Below are 20,303 nucleotides of genomic sequence, written 5' to 3' on the forward strand. Positions count from 1 at the left end.
GTTCCGGATGTGGTGAAGCCTGAACTATGGAAATGCGGCATGCGCTTCAGCAGGCCTCCCTCGGAGGTGGCTGTGATTGGCTTTAGTGTTTTTGTCGCTGAATGTCGGATTGCGTTTCCGCTCTGCGCCAGAAGCGGACGGATGAAGTGTGCGTCGCCTGATTGCCATGGCGCCGAAAGCGAAGGCGGCCATTCCATACCTGGCGGAGCATTTTCCAAGGGTCGACCGTCAGCAGTGTGGGCTAAGCCGCCGTTCGTCTAATCGTTCAGACTCTTTAGAACTTGTTGGTAGAACGCGCCTTGTGCATTCTCAGCGGTAGACCTTACGACCCATTCCCAATCCAAATTCAGTTTTCCTGCCGGGACCATTTGCTGCGCGATTTCAGCCGGTGTGGTTTCGTTGCTGGTTCCGTTCTCCCAGTCGTGAAAGGCCGATGAGTATCGAACGACCGCTCCGCTGATCGGCAAATCGAGCAACCCTCCCTCGGCAAAAAAACTCAACCCGTCGCCCATTTCTTCCCCGATGAGTTTGAGCCTACGTCCCAAACGATGTTTGAGGATGGCTACAAACACTATCGCTGCGGAAAACGTGAATTTGTCGACAAGCACAGCAACCTGCCCGCCTGCGTTTTCAGAGATGGCGTCGATCAAGGGCATCGTTTGAAGGAAGTCGCCACCCGTGTTTCCGCGAACGTCAATCAAGAGTGTTTTGTTCGAGCAGGTGCTTACATGCTCCGCTGCACCAGCGATGGCTTCCGGCAACGCAGTTTCGCCTGGATCGAAGAAACTTGGCAATGATATTGAAAGCCCAAGCCCCTGCCAGTCCTTGATCTCCACAAATCTCTCGGGCTTCCAGGCCGGATCAGCCTTGCCATGCTCGTTTCTCGGGTAGAGCATCGATGCAGGAACCGTATGCCCGTTCTCCACTTTCAAATCGGTTATTCGCCCATTCTCGTCTTTCACGCGATATTCAGTCGTATTCTCTTTTGAAGAAAAACCGAGGTGGGCCAATGCATACGGCCATGCCAGAAGAATCGGCCCGATGACCCGTTTCCTCTGGCGCGTTCCCGCCAGAAATTTCTCTGCGGCGGCTTCAATTTGGCCCAAAGGTGTGCCGTTGACTGCTATCAGCTCTCCTCTTGGCGCAGTTGTTTCCAGTGCCGTGTCAGTTAACTGTACCACCGTCCCGACGCTCACAAACCTCAGCGGGAGTACCGCGATGGAATCGTTCGGGATCAGCCGTGTGTGTCCGTTGTCGGGAAGTGCGAGCAGGCGCATCGCGGAGAACAGAAAGGCCTCTTTGGAGCCCTCCAAAGCGTATCGTCGAGTGTCACAAATGCAGCTGTCTATCGTCGCTTGTTCGATCCGCCGAAAGCTGGGATCGGTTGGCAGGACAGTTTCCAGAATTTTCTCGAGGTCTTGCGTCAGGGACATGATTTACGGTGCGCATAGTTGCTCGTCGATGTCCAGATCGGGTCGATAGCGGAGGTTCTGGTTGGAACTCCATTACTTGTCATCAATCCCGCTTCAGCGGCCTGAAGCTCATCCGGTGCAGCGGGCAGGGCCCGTGGCTTTCAATGGCGCGCAGGTGGGCCGGCGTGCCGTAACCGGCATGGCCTTCAAAACCGTAGGATGTGTGCACCACACCCGCGCGTTCCATCATCCGGTCGCGGGTTACCTTGGCGATGATCGAGGCGGCGGCGATGGAGAGGGAGCGGGAATCGCCCTTGATGACGGCTTTGGCCTCGCAGGCGATGCCGGGCGGGCGGTCGCGGCCGTCGGCCAGCACGAGGGCAGGGGAGATTTCGAGACCGAGCACGGCGCGGCGCATGGCGTCGAGGCTGGCGCGCAGGATATTCATGCTGTCGATCAGGCCGGGGCCGGAAGAGGCGACGGATACGATCGAGGTTTCCATGATCTGTACGAACAGGCTTTCCCGCTTCTGCTTCGTCAGCTTCTTGGAATCGTCCATCCCCTTGGGAATATTGTCCGGATCGAGAATGACGGCTGCCGCAACCACCGGTCCGGCCAGAGGTCCCCGTCCTGCCTCATCCGTGCCGGCCACGGGCCAGAGGCCCTTCTTTTTCGCTTCCAGTTCGAAGGAAAAATCCGGGCCGGTATCGGCAAGATCAAAAAGAGCAGGAGAATCGGGTGTGGCCGTGCGTTTCATGCGGCGAAACTGGCACACACACCCGATCTCCTGCAAGCCCCCGGAAGCGGGCGATGACAGGCGCGGTGAGCCGGGGTCAAGGGGCGTGGCTCACCGTGCCCCGAAGGTCATCATGACCTTTGATCCTCCAACGGGGCGGCGGAGGAAAAACGATCGCACGCGAGGCGGCGGTTCCGGGGGCGATGTCCGGCGGGCCAGGGAAAACCCGCCGGGCATTTCGTGGGAGCGTGGCCGGTCCAAAAAAGAGGCCGCCGCTCCCTGTCATATTCTGCCTGATATCGCCGCACGTTCCGTATGGTGCGTCGATCAGGCGGAGTTCTTTTCAGCATCGGTCTTTCAAAGCAGCGACAATTGCACGCCGGCTCCACCCGGCGGCACGAAGAGATCGTCGCGCAGGTGGATGCCGCGACGGATGAGGCCGAGCCTTTTCGTCGCCATCTCGAAACGCCTGCCGATCTGCCAGGCATAGGGGCCGGCGCCCTTCATGCGTTTTCCGAATTCCGCGTCGTAGTCCTTGCCGTCGCGCATGGAGCGCACCAGCGACATGACATGACGATAGCGGTCCGGATAGTTGCGCAGCAGCCAGTCGCGGAACAACGGGCTCACCTCCAGCGGCAGACGCAAAAGCACATAAGACGCTTCGGTGGCGCCGGCGGCCTTGCCGGCCTCGAGAATACGCTCGATCTCATGATCGTTGAGTGCCGGGATGACAGGCGCCATCATCACGGCCACGGGAATGCCGGCCTCGGTCAGCGCCTTGACGGCTTCCAGCCGCTTCTCCGGCGTGGCGGCGCGCGGCTCCATGTTGCGCGCGAGCTTCCGGTCCAGCGTGGTGACGGAAATACCGACCTTGGCGAGCCCCTTTTTGGCCATGGGCGCCAGAATGTCTATATCCCGCTTGATCAGCGCCGATTTGGTGACGATGGCGACGGGATGATCGGCCTTGGCCAGCACTTCCAGTATCTGCCGCATGATGCGCCATTCGCGCTCGATCGGCTGATAGGGATCGGTATTGGTGCCGATGGCGATCACCCGCGGCTTGTAGCCCGGCTTCGCCAGTTCCCGTTCCAGCAGCTTCGCCGCATCCGGCTTGGCGAAGAGCTTGGCTTCGAAATCCAGTCCGGCTGAAAGCCCCATATAGCTGTGCGTAGGGCGCGCAAAACAATAGATGCAGCCATGTTCGCAGCCGCGATAGGGATTGATGGAGCGGTCGAAGGGGATATCGGGCGATTCATTGCGGGTGATGATGCTGCGCGGCTTTTCCACCTGCACTTCGGTGCGGAATTCCGGCATGTCCTCGAGAGTCTGCCAGCCATCGTCAAAAACCTCGTGCTGCAGGGTCTCGAAGCGTCCATCCGGGTTCAGCCCGGCGCCACGGCCGCGACGACGGTCGATCTCGATGCGCAGGCCGGATGCATCGGCCAGCGCATTGGCAATATCCGGCATATGGCTCGGCTGGAAGGCAGCCTGCCCCGAAAGCGTATGGTTTCTCATCTGGATGCTCCCAGGACGCCGCACGCCTCTCAAGGCACGCTCAACGCCCTAAACCGTTTCCATCCGGGCAGGCTTTCAACCGCCTTCCGAATGATTAAATTCCTACATCAGGAATGAGAACAATACAAGAACAAAATTGCAAATTCGGCTCGTTCTCCAGAGATGGATGCGTGGGCGCGACAGGCACGGCCACATCTGGAGACTGTGCGGTCGGTGGCATGGACAGCCTTGGATTTTACAGCGATGAGCATAGTGGCAATTTATTGTGCGATGCGTTAGAGCTATGCAGATGTTGACAGTCATAATGGAATGCCGGGATCACGAGCCGGAACTGGCGCACACATTGTCTGCGCTTGTAACCGGGGCCGTGGAAGGGCTTGTAAGCGATGTTGTGATTCTCGATCACGGTTCGCGCGATGGATCGTCGCGCGTCGCCGATGCCGCCGGCTGCCGTTTTTATGGGCAGTGGGACATCGAAGACGTGGTGAAGTCCGCACGCGGCGGCTGGCTGCTTCTGATCGAGCCGGGCGCGCGCCCGCAGGCGGGCTGGATCGACGAGATTCTCGAATATGTGGCGATCTGCGCGCAGCCGGCCCGCTTTTCGCCCTCGCGCTATCACCGGCGCAATGTCTTCAGCCGTATGCTGCGGCGTATTCCGCCATTGGAACACGGATATCTTCTGCCAAAGAAGCATGCCGTGTCGATTGCGAAATCGGGCATGAGCCTGACGCAATTTGTCGGCGCGCAGAAACCGCGCCGGCTGAATGCGGAAATGGTGCCTGCCTGGGCGCTGCGGGCCTCGGCCTAACCTCGGGGGCCGCTTTACCCGGCCAGAACCTTGCCGGGGTTCATGATGCCGGCAGGGTCGAAAGCGTGCTTGATGCGCCGCATCAGTTCCATTTCGATGCCGGGGCGGATGGCGGCCAGTTCGTCGCGCTTCAATTGCCCGATGCCGTGTTCGGCCGAAATGGAACCGCCGAGCGACAGCACGATGCCATGCACGATCTCGTTCATGTCCCGCCAGCGGCCAATGAATTCGGCCTTGTCGGCACCCACCGGCTGGGAAATATTGTAGTGAATATTGCCGTCGCCCAGATGCCCGAAGGCGCAGACGCGGGCGCCGGGAATGGCGGCAAGAACCGCCTTTTCCGCCGTCGCCATGAATTCCGGTATTTTCGACACCGGAACGGAAACATCGTGCTTGATGGAGCCGCCTTCGGGTTTCTGCGCCTCCGACATGCTTTCGCGCATGTGCCAGAGCGCCTGCCGCTGCGCTTCGGACGCGGCGATCACCGCATCCTGAACCAGCCCGGCCTCAAAACCGCGCTCCAGCAGCGATTGCATCATGCTATCCGCCGTTTCGGCCGAGTCGGAGGTGGAAATATCGATGAGCGCGTACCAGTCATGCGGCTGTTCCAGGGGATCGCGCACGCCGGGAATATGCCGGGCGGTGAATTCGACGCCGATTCGCGGCATGAGTTCGAAACCGGTCAGCGCCGTGCCGCAGAGATTGGAGGCCATCTCGAACAGCTTCAGCGCGTCTTCGGTGGAGCTGAGACCGGCAAAGGCCACCTGATGGCCGAGCGGTTTCGGGAAGAGCTTCAGCACCGCGCCGGTGATGATGCCAAGCGTACCTTCGGAACCGATGAAGAGATCGCGCAGATCGTAACCCGTATTGTCCTTTTTCAGCCGGCGCAGCCCGTTCCAGATTTCGCCGGTCGGCAGCACCACTTCCAGCCCAAGGCAGAGCTGGCGCATATTGCCATAGGCGAGCACCGCCGTGCCGCCGGCATTGGTGGCGAGATTGCCGCCGATGCGGCAGGAACCCTGCGAGCCGAGCGACAGCGGGAACATCCGCTCCACGGAATCAGCAGCCTTGTGGATGTCATCGAGAATGCAGCCGGCATCGGCGACGATGATATTGGCGACGGGATCGATATCGCGAACGCGGTTCATGCGCTCCAGCGACAGGATGATGTCCGTTCCTTCGGCACGCGGTGTCTGGCCGCCCACGAGGCCGGTATTGCCGGTCTGCGGCACGATGGCGGTGCCGGTCTCGCTGGCGAGCTTCAGGATGGCGGCAACTTCTTCAACCGAACCGGGCTTGATGAGCAGCGGCGAGGCGCCGCGATAAAGCCCGCGATTTTCCACCAGGCGCGGCGCCATTTCCGCCGGGTCGCGGACCGCGTTTTTTTCGCCGACAATGGCGGTGAAGCGGTCGAGGATGTCGGAGGAGGGGATGGCGGTGGTCGTCATGGGCGGCGTCTCGCTGTCTTTTGAAACATGGGCGAAAGGATTGGGTGCCGTCAGCCTCGCGGCGCGGCGGCGCGGGAAAGGCGGTCGTTGATCGCCTCTCCGAGACCATGGGTGGGAATGGCGGTGATGGCGATCATGTCTGCGCCGCTCGCATCGGCGGCTTTCAGATAATCGAACAGATTGGCGGCGGCCTCGGAAAGATCGCCGGAAGGGCTGAGATCGAGCACGGTGCGCGCCGTCTCTTCGCCGGCAATGGCGATGCCGCCGAAGCGGATCAGCGCTTCGCCCGGCAGAACCGATGTGGCGTGAAGGCGCACGGCAGCACCCGGCGCGTAATGCGAGGCCAGCATTCCCGGCGCTTCAATGGCGGCGGCGGCTTTTTTCGGCCGTTCGAGCCGTTTACCGGCAATGCGCTCTATATCCGCCGTGACGATGCCGCCGGGACGAAGCAGCCGCACCCGGCCATCCTCTTCCACCTTGACGATGGTGGATTCGACGCCGACAGCGGCCGCACCGCCATCGAGAATGAGATTGATCTTCTGGCCGAGATCCGCCTCCACATGGGAGGCACTTGTCGGGCTGATCTTGCCGGAACTATTGGCGCTGGGGGCGGCGAGCGGCCTGTCGAAGCGGCGGATCAGATCGCCGGCAAAACCCTGCGGCACACGAATGCCGACCGTATCGAGACCGGCTGTCGCCAGCGAATGAATGTCGCTTGCCGGTTTCAGCGGCAGCACCAGCGTCAGCGGGCCGGGCCAGAAGGCTTCTGCCAGCTTCAGCGATATGGGGTCGAAGACGGCGTAACGTTCGGCCATGGCGATATCGGCCATGTGGCAGATCAGGGGGTTGAACTGCGGCCGGCCTTTTGTCTCGTAAATGCGGGTAATCGCCGCCGGATTGGTGGCATCGGCGGCAAGGCCATAGACGGTTTCCGTCGGCAGGGCGATGGGCTGGCCGGCGGCAAGCTCCGCCACGGATGCCTGCAGGGCCGTTTCCCGCTCTTTGTCTATATCGATATGACGCGCCATGATGCTGCCTTTCAGGGCGGTCAATAGCGTATTTCAGAGGCTTATGGAAAGTTTTATATCGCCTTGATGATCCTGCGCATCTCCTCGGACCGCGCGCCGAGCATGAGCACGTTTTTCAGCGCCACCCGCGGATCGTGGGTCTGGAACAGCAGGCCGCCGCGATGCACGGAGGTATCGACGGCGATTTCCTGATCGGGAAGCGCGTTGATGGCGACGGCGAAATACATGCGCGAATAGCGCGCATCGATATTTTCGAAGAAGTTTTCGGCCCCGCTCAGCTCGGCGAAGAAATTCGCGAAATAGAAGGACCAGAGCACATGGCGCTCGGCATCGAAGCTGGTTTTCGCCGCCGTGACGTGACAATAGCCGAGATGCGGCCGGTCATTGAGCAGATGGTGAAAAACCATCTTCGGAAAACGGATGGACTGGTGAAAGCCGTTCAGACGGCTGTGGGTGGCATCGGCGGCAGCTTCCAGCTTTCGCCCGGTCAGCGCAGCCACTTCGTCATGGCTGTAATAGACGCGTTCTTTCGGCAGCCATCGTTCTTCATAACGGCTAATGCGCCCTGTCCGCAGAAAATCGGAATGCGCGGTCTTCGAGCGTATCGGTGTGACCGAATGCCTGCTCGCATCGAAATAGCGTATGCGTGTCGCCTTCTCCACCGGGAACACCCTCGTTGCTGTCGATCCGGCAAGATAATTTAGGGCGCGTTAATACTCCGTTGCGCCGCATCCCCCGTTTTTTAATGGGTGGGGAGCAGGACGCGCGCCATCATGCGTCATATTGCGACGTCATTTCCGTCATTGAATAGCTGTCGGATTTCCCAGCGGAATGGGCTGAGAGGGCGAATTGCGCATGTCGCAATTTGTCGCCAATGCGGAAGGTAATGTCGCTGTTTGTGCTGCCGCAAATGAGCGCCGGTGTTTAGATGAGTACATGCTTCCGCAACCCCGCAAATGGTGTCGGGCAGGGCGGTTTGATCGAGGATTTGGCCATGGAATTGCGTGATACCGTATTGCGCCAGCTGAAAAACCGCCGCGAAGGCTTCAGCCTGGAACAGCCCTTCTACACGGACCCGGATTATTTCAAGCTGGATATGGAAACCATCTGGTATCGCGACTGGCTGTTTGTCGGCCATGATTGCGAAGTGTCGAAATCCGGCAGCTATTTCACCGTGCAGGTCGGGGCCTATTCCGTGGTCATCGTTCGCGGTCGCGACGGGCAGATCCGCGCCTTCCACAATTCCTGCCGCCATCGCGGCTCCCGCGTTTGCACCACGCAGAAGGGCCAGTCGGCCCGCCTCGTCTGTCCCTATCACCAGTGGACCTACGATCTCGACGGCAAGCTGCTTTTTGCACGTCACATGGGAGAAGAGTTTGACAAGGGCGATTTCGGCCTGAAGCCGGTCGCCTGCGAAACCGTCGCCGGTTACGTCTTCATCTGCCTTGCCGATCAGCCGGCCGATTTCGAGCCCATGCGCAGGGAAGTCGAGAGCTACATGGCGCCGCACCGCATCTGGGAAGCGAAGGTCGCGCATGAGAGCACGATCATCGAAAAGGGCAACTGGAAGCTCGTCTGGGAAAATAACCGCGAGTGCTACCATTGCGCCGCCAACCACCCGGAACTCTGCCGCACCTATCCCGAAAACCCGAGCGTGACGGGAACGGACGGCGGTGCGAGCGATCCCGAGATCGGCGGCCACTGGGCGCGCTGCGAGGCCGCCGGCCTGCCGAGCCGTTTCAAGATCGACCCCAAGGGCCAGTTCCGTGTCGCCCGCATGCCGCTGATCGGCGAGGCGGAAAGCTACACCATGTCCGGCAAGCGCGCCGTGCGCCGGCCGCTGTCAGACGATGTCAGCATCAGCCATATCGGCGCGCTGCTCCTGTTCCATTACCCGACGACCTGGAACCACTTCCTCGGCGACCACACCATTTCCTTCCGGGTGCTGCCGCTCAGCGCCACGGAAACCATGGTCACCACCAAATGGCTGGTGCACAAGGATGCCGTCGAAGGTGTGGATTACGATCTCGAGGACCTCACCCACGTCTGGAACGAGACCAACGACCAGGACCGCCGCATTGTCGAGGAAAATGCCTTCGGCATTCGTTCCCCGGCCTACGAGCCCGGCCCCTATTCCATGGAGGATGAGGGCGGCGTGATGCAGTTCGTCAACTGGTACTCCGATTTCATGGTCGACCGGCTCTCCGGCGATAAGGCCCGGCTTTCGGCTGTAGCGTGATGCGAAGATGAATATGGTTGTGACCTATAAGCATATTGACGAGATGAAGCCATGGAGCGACAAGCTCCAGCTTCTGGAGTGCATCTCGGTGACGCCCGAGACGCCTGATGTGATGACGTTCCTGTTCCGCTCGGAGGATCAGAACTGGTTCCGTTATCTGCCGGGGCAGTTCGTCACGCTGGAACTGCCGGTGGGCAAGGAGCCGCTTTACCGCACCTACACATTGTCCTCCAGCCCGTCGCGGCCCTATGCGCTGTCGGTCACGGTCAAGGCGCAGGCCAACAGCATCGGCACGCGCTGGATGTTCGACAATCTGAAGCCCGGCATGAAAATCCGGGCGCTCGGGCCGCTCGGTGACTTTTCCTACGTCAAGCATCCCGGCGACAAATATTTGTTCATCTCGGCAGGCTCCGGCGTTACGCCGATGATGTCGATGGTGCGCGACATGAGCGACCGCGCCCCGCAGAGCGATATTGCCTTCATCAATTGTTCGCGTACCCCCGGCGATATCGTCTTCCGTCACGAGCTGGAATATCTCGCCCGCTTCATGCCGAACCTGTCTCTCGGCTTCATTGTCGAGAAATGCGGCCGCACCGATCTGTGGTCCGGGCTGAAGGGCATGGTCGACAAGGCCAAGATCGCGCTGCTCGCGCATGATTTCATGGAGCGCACCGTCTTCTGCTGCGGGCCGGAGCCGTTCATGGCCGCCGTCCGCTCGATGCTCGATGCCTCCGGCTTCGACATGAGCCGCTATCATCAGGAAAGCTTCGCGCCGGCCGCGCCGGTCACCGTCGGTGAAGCCGTGCTTACCGGTGCGGATGGCGAAGCGCTGTCTATGGTGGGTTTCACCCTTTCCGGTAAAGAAATGCCCTGCCAGCCCGGCCAGACGGTTCTGATGACGGCGCGCGCCGCCGGGGTCCGTATCGGGGCGGCCTGCGAATCGGGGATTTGCGGCACCTGCCGGGTGCTGAAGCTTTCCGGTGAGGTGGAGATGAACCACAATGGCGGCATTCTCGATGAGGAAATCGAGGAAGGCTATATTCTCGCCTGCTGCTCACGCCCGTTGACCGATGTAAAGGTGGAAGCCTGACACGAGCAGGCGTTTCATTTTATCGGTCTTTCACCGGATGGTTGTCTTGGAACCAAATTTCTCTAAACTCGTTTGCACGTCATCGAATTCTTTTCGGGCATGAAACGGGGCTGTCCCATATCTCCGACAAGAGCGAGTGGGTGAAAAGGCGCGGGTCCAACGCGCTGAAGCAAACGGAGGAAGATCATGATGAATTTCCGGACAACGAGTGTCGCCACGGCGATGATCGTGTTCCTCACCAGCTTTACGCCGTCGCAGGCGTTCCAGGCCCCTGTGCCGATGCCCAAGCCGGCGGTTTCGACCGACAATGTCGTGCCGGTGCAGTACCGTGAATGGGACCGCCGATACGACCGCCGGCATGGCGACCGCATGTATCGCCCGCGCCCCCCGCGTGACGGCTATTATAACGGTCACCGCGGCTATCGCGATCGTCGTCCGGGTTACCGTTATCACAATGGTTACTGGTTCCCGCTCGCTGCCTTTGCGGCCGGTGCGATCATCGGCGGTGCCATGCAGCAGCCGCGTCCGACCTATGGCGGCAGCCATGTTTCCTGGTGCCAGAACCGCTGGCGGTCCTACCGCGCTTACGACAACAGCTATCAGCCGAGCAGCGGTCCGCGCCGCATATGCGTATCGCCTTACAGCCGCTGACAGGACTTTCGAAAGCCCGGATTTTGATCCGGGCTTTTGCTTTCCGGCTGCCGGATCGGGTAAACGAAGCGTGATGGGATCGTTAATGCTGGGTTCAGGCGAAAACGCCTAGCCTGCAACCTGCAATGTTCCAGCCAGACCGAAAAACTGGCCGAATGAGAATAAAAAAGTGTTATTATTCACGGAGAACGGCCTGTTGACCGTCGTGAATGGAGGAAGTCAGATGAGAAGCTATATGAAGAATATCCTGGCTGTCGGTCTTTCTGCGATTGTGGTTGCGGGAGCGATTGTTCCGGCGGAAGCAGCAATGCCTTTGCCGATCGCGCCGAAGAGCGTTGAGACCGCAGGCAACGATGCCAGCAAGAATATCGTGAACGTGCAATATTGGCGTGATCGCGACGGCTGGGGCGATCGTCGCGGCTGGTATCGCGGCCACCGTGGTTATCGCGATTACCGTCCGGGCTATCGTCACCATGACGGTTACTGGTTCCCGCTCGCAGCCTTTGCGACGGGCGCGATCATCGGCGGCGCACTCTCGCAGCCGCGTGAAGTTTACCGCCCGGTACCGGAATATCGTCCGCGCCCGGTCTATCGCGAATATCGCCCGGTCTATCGTGGCGGCATGAGCCGCGCGCATGTGAACTGGTGCTATGGCCGCTATCGTTCCTACGATGCCTATAGCAACACGTTCCAGCCGTATCACGGCCCGCGCCAGCCCTGCTATTCGCCCTACGGCTGATAGAGCCGCTTCAATCGAGAGAGCCGTCCGGTCGCCACCGGGCGGCTTTTTGCTGTCACAAGATCCGTGCGCGCTTCAGCACGAACCAGGCGAGCGCAACCGAAATCATGATGAAGATGCTGGCCGACAGCGTGCCGCCCGTGCCGACGGTAAACGGCAGCTCATCCGTATTCATGCCGAAGAAGCCGGTGACCAGCGAGGGCGGCAGCAGGAATGCCGTCATCAGCGACAGGATATAAAGATGCCGGTTGGTTTCGGATGAAAGTTTGGAATCGATTTCTTCATGCAGCAGCCTTGCCCGCTCCTGCAGGGCATAGACGTCGTGGTCGACAGCTTCCAGACGGGCCATCAGGCGTGAGGCGACATCCTCGAAACCGTCCGGCATCTCGTCATCATCGGCGGCCGAAGCCCGCCGCATCAGGGTCAACACGGTGCGCAGATGCCGGTGCAGGCGAACCACGGTGCGGCGCAGCGGGGCAAGACGCCGCCGCTCGTCACGGTTCTCGCTGTCATAGACCATATCCTCGATGGCGTTCAGCTCTTCTGTCGTCTCCATCACCAGATTGATGAGCGAGCGCTGGAACTCCGCCACCAGCCCCTCGAACACATGCGATGGCGTGAGGTAACGGTTGGAATTCTTGTCGACCGCCGCTTTCAGCCGGTCCACCGAATGCAGCGGCTGCAGGCGGGTCGTGATGATAAAACGGTCGCTCACCGCAAAATGCAGCCAGCCGAAATCGCGCGTTTCCTTGTCGAATTCCCGCTGGAAATCGACCAATGTGCCATAGAGCGATTTTTCATCGACCACGATGGACGGATGCGTCTCATGGGTGGTGAGGCTTGCCCGCGCCGCCGGGTCGAGACCGTCGATGGTCTCGAGAAAACCTGCCACACGCTGATCGGCGAGGTTGAGGTGCAGCCAGAAGAACCCTTCGCACTCTGCCATTTCGTGAAAGCCGGCATCGGGCGCGAGCCGCCGGCACGGGGCTGTACCGGGATGAAATTGATAGGCCCAGACAAGGCCGGGAATAACGGGTGTTACGAGATCCATCGTGGCAGTCCTGACCGGCTGGATGGGAGGGGGGAGGCGTCCGTCGTTCCGGTGTGGGAGCGGCGGCGGCGAGGCGCCTTTCAGCGCATGCTGAGCAAATTCATATGACAGTTTTATAACAATCCTGCCGAAATGACGGGAATTTTCAAATTGACGTTTACGTAAAAATCATTTAGCCCGAAGGCAGTAGCAAGATGCCAGAGCTTCGGGAGGAGGCAGCATGTATAGCGCGCCGGTGGACGATATCGCCTTTACACTCAAACATGTAGCGGGTCTTGAAGACGCGCTGTCGACGGGTGCGCTGGGAGACCTTGGGGAAGATCTGGTCGATGCCATTCTGCACGAAGCCGGCCGTTTCGCCACCGCAGAGGTCGCGCCGCTCGCCGACATCGGCGACCGCCAGGGCGCAAAGCTTGCCGACGGCAAGGTGACGACACCGGATGGCTGGGCCGATCTTTACCGCCGCTGGGCGGAAGCGGGCTGGAACAGCCTGACGGCGCCGGAAGAATTCGGCGGCCAGAACCTGCCGCATATGCTGAATGTCGCCGCACTCGAAATGTGGAATTCCGGCTCCATGGCCTTTGCGCTGGCCCCGACGCTGACCATGGGCGCGGTGGAAGCCCTTGTCGCCCACGGCAGCGATGACCTCAAGCGCACCTATCTGCCGAAACTCGTCTCCGGCGAATGGACCGGCACGATGAACCTTACCGAGCCGCATGCGGGTTCGGATCTCGGCGTCCTGAAGACCCGGGCGGAGCGCAATGGCGACGGCACTTACCGCATCTTCGGGCAGAAGATTTTCATCACCTGGGGTGAACACGACGCGGCGGACAATATCATCCACCTCGTTCTCGCCCGCCTGCCGGATGCGCCGGCCGGCACGCGTGGCATCTCGCTGTTCCTCGTGCCGAAGTTCCTGCCCGATGAGAACGGCGCGCCGGGCAGCCGCAACGATCTGTTCTGCCATTCGCTGGAACACAAGCTCGGCATTCACGGCTCGCCCACCTGCACGATGATTTTCGGTGACGGCAAATTCGGAGAAGGGAAGGGCGCTCTCGGTTGGCTGGTCGGCGAGGAGAACAAGGGTCTCGCCTGCATGTTCACCATGATGAACAACGCCCGCCTTGCCGTTGGCATGCAGGGCGTGGCGATCTGCGAAGCGGCGACCCAGAAGGCCATCGAATATGCCAGGGAGCGCACGCAGGGCAAGGCGCCCGGCTGGCAGGGTTCCGGCATGAGCCCGATTATCGAGCACCCGGATATCGCCAGAACGCTTCTGACGATGAAGGCGCTCACTCAAGGGTCGCGGGCGATTTCCTTCAGCTGCGCGCACGCCATCGATATGGCGCATACGACTGAAGACGCCCGGCAGCGCGCTCACTGGCAGGAGCGCGCTGCCCTTTTGACACCCATCGCCAAATCCTTCTCCACCGATGCCGGCGTCGATGTCGCCTCCATGGGCATTCAGGTGCATGGCGGCATGGGCTTTATCGAGGAAACCGGCGCGGCGCGTTATCTGCGCGATGCCCGTATCGCGCCGATCTATGAAGGCACCAACGGCATTCAGGCCATCGATCTGGTGCTGCGCAAGCTGCCGCTCTCCGAAGGCGCGCAGGTGCGCGGTTTCATCGCCGAACTGCGCGAGATCGCCGCCCGCACAGCCGCGTCGAACCGCGACGATCTCGGCGAGACCGGCCGTTATCTCGAAGCGAGCCTCGCCGATCTGGAAACGGCGACCGACTGGCTGCTGGACCGCATCAAGGCAGGCGAAACCGAAACCGCGCTCGCCGGCGCGACGCCCTATCAGCGCCTTTTCGGTCTGGCGCTCACCGGCGCCTATCTCGCCAAGGGCGCATTGGCCGCCGTCGATGATGGCAGGAGCGGGCATCGCGCAGCCCTTTGCCGTTTCGCAGCGGAAAATCTGCTGGCGGAAACGGCAGCGTTGAAGGACCGCGTTATCGCCGGTGCGGCAAGTCTTGCCGCCGCCCGCACCGTATTGGCTTGAGGAGCTTTAGATGTCGGACGAACACATTCTCGTCGAGCGCGTCGGCCATGCGCCGGAAGTCTTGACCATCCGCTTCAACCGGCCGGACAAGAAAAACGCCATCACCGATGCCATGTATCTGCGCATGGCAGATGCCCTCCACGCTGCCAATACGGACCCGGAGATTCGCGTCGTCGCCTTTCTCGGCACGGAAGGCTGCTTCTCTGCCGGTAACGACATGGCCGATTTTCTGGCCTTCGCCATGTCGGGCGGAAAGGGCAAGCTTGCCGCGCTCGAGCTTCTGAAAGCGCTCGTCGCTTTCGAAAAGCCCATGGTATCCGGCGTCGACGGGCTCGCCATCGGCATCGGCACGACGCTGAACCTGCATTGCGACCTGACGGTCGCCTCCAGCCGCAGCCTGTTCAAGACCCCATTCGTGGATCTCGCTCTGGTGCCGGAAGCGGCTTCCAGCCTGCTCGTGCCGAAACTCATGGGACACCAGCGCGCCTTTGCGCTGCTTGCCATGGGCGAAGGTTTTACTGCTGAACAGGCGTTACAGGCCGGAATGATCTGGAAAGTCGTCGCCCCTGAACATGTGGAGAGCGAAACGCTGGCGCTTGCCACCCGGCTTGCAGCCAAACCGCAGCAGGCGCTGAAGATCGCCCGCGATCTGGTTCGCGGCAATCCGAACGATCTTCTCGCCCGCATCGAAGAGGAAGGCCGTCATTTCATCGCGCAACTGCAAAGCGCCGAAGCGCGCGCCGCCTTCGAGGCATTCATGCGTCGTTAAGCGTTCTGGCAGGAATTCCTTGCGGTTAAGCAACCGGGCAATATGGGTTGGGTTAAATAATGCAACGTCATCGCCCGAAAGCCACCCGCATGCGTCACGTCGTTTTCGCCCTGTCCGTCTTCCTCTGCGCCGCCACTGTCACCGAAGCGGCGGCGATAACGCGCCCTCCGGCGGCTTCCGCCGGCAATGTCATTCTGGCGCAATCTGTCATTACCGAAGACGATGGCTCGGATTATTATTCCGGCCGCAATCGCGACCGCCAGCGCCGCGCCCGTTTCGTCTGCGTCATCACCCCGCCGGAGAGCGCCAATCGCCGCCGGCCCTATGTCTGCCCCATCGAGCGGGGCCGCGTGGGCGGCGCCTGCCGCTGCTCGGGCGTGGTCGGTAACGGCACGGTCGATACGGCCTGGTGATTATTTCTCCAGCGTCGCCACCGCTTCCACATGCGGCGACCATAGAAACTGGTCGACAGGCGTGACGCGGGTGATGCGATAGCCGCCTTCCGTGAGGATGGTAAGATCGCGCGCAAGCGTTAGCGGGTTGCAGCTCACCGCAACGATCTTCTTCACCGTGCTGCGGGCCAGTTCCTTGCACTGGAATTCCGCACCGGCGCGCGGCGGATCGAACACGACAGCATCGTAGTTCTTCAGTTCGCTTGTCATCAGCGGCCGGCGGAAGAGATCGCGTTTCTCGACGCTCACCGGCTTCAGGCCCTGTGTGTTGCGGGCGGCGAAGTCCAGGGCCTTCAGCGGCTTGTCTTCCGCTTCCACCGCATGCACCTTGCCGATGCGTGCGAGCCTCAGCGCGAAGGTGCCGGAACCGCAGAAGAGATCGGCAATGCGCTTGGATTTGCCGATATGGCCAAGAACCAGCTCGGCCATGGCGTCTTCCGCCTGTTTCGTCGCCTGCGTGAAGCTGCCGGCTGGCGGCGAAACCGCAACGCCGCCGAATTCGATGATCGGCTTTTGCGGTTCGATCAGGATTTCACCTGAGAGCGAAACACGGGCAATGCCGCGCATGGCGAGCACCGTTTCCGTGAGTGTGCGCCGCTGCTTGTCACTGACCGACTTGATGCCTTCGACCGAAATATCGAGACCCGAGAGCGTTTCGAGAACGGTGATGCGGAACGGTTCGGCATTCGCCACCATGGAAAGCCCGATGGCACGGATGGCATCCAGCCGCGAGACGATGCCGGGCGAGGTGACGGGACATTCCTCGATGGCGACGATGTGATGGCTGTTCGCCTGGCTGAAACCGAGCAGCAGGCCCTTTTCCGTCTTGCGGGCGGCGAACACCGCGCGGCGGCGCTCGCCGGGGCGACAGATGACGAGATCGTCGACCGTCGGCGTCAGACCTTTCGATTTCAGTGCCGAAACCACCAGCTCCCGCTTGTAGGCATGGTAAGGCTGATCGGCCAGATGCTGCAGCGAACAGCCGCCGCAGGTGCCGTTCTTGCCATCGGGGCCGAAATGGCGGCAGGCCGGTTCACGGCGCTCCGCCGAGGCTTCCGTTATCGACATGACGGTGCCGTGATCTTTCACCTTCGCAATCGCGACCGTTTCGCCGGGCAGCGCGAAGGGCACATAGACCGGGCCGTCGGGACAGTGCGCGATGCCGTCGCCCTGCGCGCCGAGGCTCTTGATGGTGACGGTCTGTGTGCTCATGGCTTTTCGCCTCCGAGAAGAAATTCGATGTTGCCATCGCCGCCGGAAATCGGCGAGGGAATGAGGCCGAGGCTTTTCCAGCCCATGTCCTCGGTCAGCCAGCGTTCCAGTTCGGCAGCCACGGCAGGCGCCGTTTCCGGTTCTTTCAACAGCCCGGCCTTGCTGATGGCGTCGCGCCCCGCCTCGAATTGCGGCTTCACCAGCAGAACCGCGAGAGCACCCGGCTCCGCAAGCTCAAGTGCCGGGGCAAGTGCAAGCTTCAGCGAAATGAAGGACACGTCGGAGACGATGAAGCCGATGGGCCGGTCATCGATATCTTCCGCCGTCAGGAAGCGCGCATTCAGCCCTTCCAGATTGGTCACGCGCGGATCGTTCTCGATTCTCGCATGCATCTGCCCGTGGCCGACATCGATGGCGGTGACGTGTTTTGCGCCGCGCTCCAGCAGCACCTCGGTGAAACCGCCGGTCGAAGCGCCGACATCGAGACAGTCATGGCCCGACGGGTCGAGCCGGAAATGATCGAGCGCGGCCACGAGCTTCAGCGCGGCGCGCGAAACATAGGCCTGCGCCGGATCGCTGATGGCGATTTCGGCATCGCCGGCGACGGTCTGGCTCGGTTTGGTGACGGTTTTACCGTTGACGCTCACGGTGCCGCGCGCAACCGCGTCGCGCGCACGCGAGCGGCTGGCGAAGTGGCCGAGCGACACGAGAAGCTGGTCAAGCCGTTCATTTTCAGATGTTTTGGACATGGTCCCGTGTCAATGACCGCCAAACCCCGCCGATGCAAGCGATTTATCGCTGAAAGGGACCGGCGATGCCTGCTGTCGCCCATTGATGTTGCACCGCAAAGTCAGAATGTTCGATTAATCCAATATAAAGGCTTGTATTGCACTTTGTGCACAAGGCCCGTGCGGCCACCGGAACCTGCCATGACGGCATCTCCTCCCATCCACAAAATTGCGGCCGTTGCAGCGCAGACGCTTGCTTCGAGGCATCGGGTCGCCGAGAGAGTTTGCGATGTCGCTTAAAAACCTCCCCATCAATCTGAAGCTCATAGCCACCTTCTGTGCCTTGATGAGCGTGTGCCTGCTCGCTTCCGCGGTCGTATTCTGGCAGACGCTGGGGAGCGAGCGTGTCACGATCGAAAACAACCGCACCAAGGATATTATCCAGGCCGTGGATGGCGCGACGGCAGCCATGCTGGAGCAGGCCGTCAATCAGCGCGGCTTCCTGCTGTTCCGCAGCGACAGCACCTACAACGATGTATTCGCCCAGCGCGACCTGATGCTGAAGAAGCTCGACGAGCCCGCGCGCTGGCCGTCGGCCGGCCGGACATCCTGACATCCATCGACGACATGCAGAAATCCGCAACCGTGTTCTTCAAGGAACTGGCGGAACCGCAGATCGCCGCACGCAAGACGACCGAAGCGCCGATTTCCGAAATCATCGAGATCGGCCGCAATCAGGCCAAGGGCCAGCTCGACGGCTTCCGTGCCTCCGCCGCCAAGATCAAGGAGCAGTTGAACGGCCTGTCCACCGCTTACGCGGCAGAACAGCAGGCAGCCGCACTGAACCTGAAATATGCGCTTCTGGGTGGCGGCGCTGTCGCCGGTCTTCTGGCTGTCGCCCTCATCTGGGCGCTGTCGCGCTCCATCGTCACGCCGATCATCGGCATGACGGCAGCGATGAGCCGGCTTGCCGATGGCGATCTGACGACGGAAGTTCCGGCCACGGATCGTGGCGACGAAGTCGGCAAGATGGCGAAGGCCGTTCTGGTCTTCAAGGAAGCCGGGCTGGAAAAATCCCGCCTTGCCGGCGAGACCGACCGCATGCGCTCCGCGACGGAGGCTGAACGTCGCCGCAACGAGGAAGAAAAGGCCAAGGACGAAGCCGCCAGCGCTTTTGCCAGCGCCGAGCTTGGCAAGGGCCTTGCCGCTCTCGCGGATGGCGATCTTTCCTATCGCATCGAGACGCCTTTTGCGCCCGCCATCGATCCGGTTCGCGTGAATTTCAACAGCGCCGTCGAAAAACTCCAGCAGGCGTTGCGCACCGTCGGTGAGAACGCAGCCGCGATCAATGCCGGTGCCTCGGAAATGCTCTCCGCCGCCGACGACCTGTCGCGCCGCACCGAACAGCAGGCGGCCTCCATCGAGGAAACCGCCGCAGCCCTGGAAGAGGTCACCACCACGGTGCGCGATAGCGCCCGCGGCGCGGAAGATGCCGGCAATCTGGTCCAGCGCGCTCGCGCCGGTGCGGAAAAATCCGGCGTCGTGGTCCGCAAGGCGGTTGCCGCCATGCGCGAAATCGAGAAGTCTTCGGGCGAAATCGGCAACATCATCGGTGTCATCGACGATATCGCCTTCCAGACCAATCTTCTGGCGTTGAATGCCGGCGTGGAAGCCGCCCGCGCCGGTGATGCCGGCAAGGGCTTTGCGGTGGTTGCGCAGGAAGTCCGCGAGCTCGCCCAGCGTTCCGCCAATGCCGCCAAGGAGATCAAGACGCTGATCGGCGCTTCCAGCCAGCAGGTGGAAAACGGCGTCAATCTGGTCGACGAGACCGGCAAGGCTCTGGAACTCATCGTTGCGGAAGTCGAAGAGATCAATGCCCATGTCAGCGCCATCGTCGTCGCCGCCCGCGAACAGGCGACCGGCCTGCAGGAAATCAACACGGCCGTGAACACCATGGACCAGGGCACGCAGCAGAATGCCGCCATGGTGGAACAGCAGACCGCCGCCAGCCATTCGCTGGCCCGCGAAGCGGGAGCGCTGAACAGCCTGCTCGGCCAGTTCAGAATGGATGGCGCACGCGCTGCCGTTGCCAGTGCCGGCGGCTATTCCGCGCCGCGCCAGTCTTCCGCCAGACCCGCCTTCCAGCCCGCGCCGGCCGCACCGGCCCGCAAGGCGCCGGTAAAATCGGCCTCCGCAGCCGCAAGGCCTGTCGCCTCGCCGGCCCGTGCGCTTGGCCAGAGCCTCGCCCGCGCCTTCGGCGGTGCGGCCGAAGCGCCGGCTGCCAAGGATCAGGACTGGACGGAGTTCTGAGCCGGGCTTTCGGATTGAACTTATGGATTGGGGGCCGAAAGGCCCCCTTTTTGCGTCGGTCATTTCAGACGGGAAACGCCGCTTAGAGTTTTTTCGCTTTTCTTCGAAGC

General features: G+C 61.4%; 17 protein-coding genes and 1 pseudogene. 9 read left to right on the plus strand and 9 right to left on the minus strand.

Going from position 1 to position 20,303, the window contains the following annotated elements:
- Positions 1 to 257: 257 nt before the first annotated feature.
- The 3 genes from L904_RS03440 to L904_RS03450 all read right to left on the minus strand — a co-directional run bounded on the left by L904_RS03440 (position 258) and on the right by L904_RS03450 (position 3,663).
- On the minus strand, positions 258 to 1,433 hold the full coding sequence (locus L904_RS03440; RefSeq protein WP_020810757.1) for a peptidase S41: 1,176 nt from the start codon (positions 1,431 to 1,433) through the stop codon (positions 258 to 260).
- 82 nt (positions 1,434 to 1,515) lie between these two features.
- Positions 1,516 to 2,169, minus strand: coding sequence for a ribonuclease HII (locus L904_RS03445; protein WP_031233992.1), 654 nt, complete (start codon positions 2,167 to 2,169; stop codon positions 1,516 to 1,518).
- A 336-nt stretch (positions 2,170 to 2,505) separates the two neighbouring features.
- Positions 2,506 to 3,663: a PA0069 family radical SAM protein gene (locus L904_RS03450; protein ID WP_020810756.1), complete on the minus strand. Its 1,158-nt coding sequence runs from the start codon at positions 3,661 to 3,663 to the stop codon at positions 2,506 to 2,508.
- A gap of 289 nt (positions 3,664 to 3,952) precedes the next feature.
- Between L904_RS03450 and L904_RS03455 the strand changes: the two genes are divergently transcribed.
- Positions 3,953 to 4,471 (plus strand): hypothetical protein, encoded by a 519-nt coding sequence (locus L904_RS03455; protein ID WP_003521054.1) that lies wholly within the window; start codon positions 3,953 to 3,955, stop codon positions 4,469 to 4,471.
- Between the two features lie 14 nt (positions 4,472 to 4,485).
- Here L904_RS03455 and L904_RS03460 read toward each other — a convergent pair whose 3' ends face one another.
- The 3 genes from L904_RS03460 to L904_RS03470 are packed head-to-tail and all read right to left on the minus strand — an operon-like array spanning position 4,486 to position 7,609.
- Positions 4,486 to 5,919, minus strand: a complete 1,434-nt coding sequence (locus L904_RS03460; protein WP_020810754.1) for an FAD-binding oxidoreductase — start codon at positions 5,917 to 5,919, stop codon at positions 4,486 to 4,488.
- A 50-nt stretch (positions 5,920 to 5,969) separates the two neighbouring features.
- The gene (locus L904_RS03465; protein ID WP_003521056.1) at positions 5,970 to 6,947 is read right to left on the minus strand and encodes an L-threonylcarbamoyladenylate synthase; all 978 of its coding nucleotides are present in this window, start codon (positions 6,945 to 6,947) and stop codon (positions 5,970 to 5,972) included.
- 53 nt (positions 6,948 to 7,000) lie between these two features.
- The gene (locus L904_RS03470) at positions 7,001 to 7,609 is read right to left on the minus strand and encodes a DUF6656 family protein (protein ID WP_035262032.1); all 609 of its coding nucleotides are present in this window, start codon (positions 7,607 to 7,609) and stop codon (positions 7,001 to 7,003) included.
- Positions 7,610 to 7,941: 332 nt separating this feature from the next.
- Between L904_RS03470 and L904_RS03475 the strand changes: the two genes are divergently transcribed.
- The 4 genes from L904_RS03475 (at position 7,942) to L904_RS03490 (ending at position 11,666) form a co-directional block, all read left to right on the plus strand.
- Entirely contained in the window at positions 7,942 to 9,186 is a 1,245-nt protein-coding gene (locus tag L904_RS03475) for an aromatic ring-hydroxylating dioxygenase subunit alpha (RefSeq protein ID WP_031233390.1), read from the plus strand.
- A 7-nt stretch (positions 9,187 to 9,193) separates the two neighbouring features.
- Positions 9,194 to 10,276: a hybrid-cluster NAD(P)-dependent oxidoreductase gene (locus L904_RS03480; protein WP_020808792.1), complete on the plus strand. Its 1,083-nt coding sequence runs from the start codon at positions 9,194 to 9,196 to the stop codon at positions 10,274 to 10,276.
- A 186-nt stretch (positions 10,277 to 10,462) separates the two neighbouring features.
- On the plus strand, positions 10,463 to 10,927 hold the full coding sequence (locus L904_RS03485) for a BA14K family protein (protein WP_020808793.1): 465 nt from the start codon (positions 10,463 to 10,465) through the stop codon (positions 10,925 to 10,927).
- Between the two features lie 223 nt (positions 10,928 to 11,150).
- Positions 11,151 to 11,666, plus strand: coding sequence for a BA14K family protein (locus L904_RS03490; RefSeq protein WP_020808794.1), 516 nt, complete (start codon positions 11,151 to 11,153; stop codon positions 11,664 to 11,666).
- A 55-nt stretch (positions 11,667 to 11,721) separates the two neighbouring features.
- Here L904_RS03490 and L904_RS03495 read toward each other — a convergent pair whose 3' ends face one another.
- The gene (locus tag L904_RS03495; protein WP_020808795.1) at positions 11,722 to 12,717 is read right to left on the minus strand and encodes a transporter; all 996 of its coding nucleotides are present in this window, start codon (positions 12,715 to 12,717) and stop codon (positions 11,722 to 11,724) included.
- 220 nt (positions 12,718 to 12,937) lie between these two features.
- Between L904_RS03495 and L904_RS03500 the strand changes: the two genes are divergently transcribed.
- The 3 genes from L904_RS03500 to L904_RS03510 all read left to right on the plus strand — a co-directional run bounded on the left by L904_RS03500 (position 12,938) and on the right by L904_RS03510 (position 15,904).
- Positions 12,938 to 14,722, plus strand: a complete 1,785-nt coding sequence (locus L904_RS03500) for an acyl-CoA dehydrogenase (RefSeq protein ID WP_020808796.1) — start codon at positions 12,938 to 12,940, stop codon at positions 14,720 to 14,722.
- Between the two features lie 10 nt (positions 14,723 to 14,732).
- The gene (locus L904_RS03505) at positions 14,733 to 15,491 is read left to right on the plus strand and encodes a crotonase/enoyl-CoA hydratase family protein (RefSeq protein WP_020808797.1); all 759 of its coding nucleotides are present in this window, start codon (positions 14,733 to 14,735) and stop codon (positions 15,489 to 15,491) included.
- 89 nt (positions 15,492 to 15,580) lie between these two features.
- Positions 15,581 to 15,904: a hypothetical protein gene (locus L904_RS03510; RefSeq protein WP_003521066.1), complete on the plus strand. Its 324-nt coding sequence runs from the start codon at positions 15,581 to 15,583 to the stop codon at positions 15,902 to 15,904.
- Here L904_RS03510 and L904_RS03515 read toward each other — a convergent pair whose 3' ends face one another.
- Together L904_RS03515 and L904_RS03520 are read right to left on the minus strand one after the other, a co-directional pair.
- The gene (locus L904_RS03515) at positions 15,905 to 17,155 is read right to left on the minus strand and encodes a class I SAM-dependent RNA methyltransferase (protein ID WP_035259586.1); all 1,251 of its coding nucleotides are present in this window, start codon (positions 17,153 to 17,155) and stop codon (positions 15,905 to 15,907) included. It abuts the gene before it with no gap.
- Positions 17,152 to 17,904, minus strand: coding sequence for a TlyA family RNA methyltransferase (locus tag L904_RS03520; RefSeq protein ID WP_020808799.1), 753 nt, complete (start codon positions 17,902 to 17,904; stop codon positions 17,152 to 17,154). Before L904_RS03520 ends, L904_RS03515 begins: the two co-directional genes overlap by 4 nt.
- 268 nt (positions 17,905 to 18,172) lie before the next feature.
- Between L904_RS03520 and L904_RS03525 the strand changes: the two are divergent.
- Positions 18,173 to 20,193: pseudogene (locus L904_RS03525) on the plus strand (methyl-accepting chemotaxis protein).
- The last annotated feature ends 110 nt before the right edge of the window (positions 20,194 to 20,303 follow it).

The organism is Agrobacterium sp. LY4, assembly GCF_001526585.1.
GTDB lineage: Bacteria > Pseudomonadota > Alphaproteobacteria > Rhizobiales > Rhizobiaceae > Agrobacterium > Agrobacterium leguminum.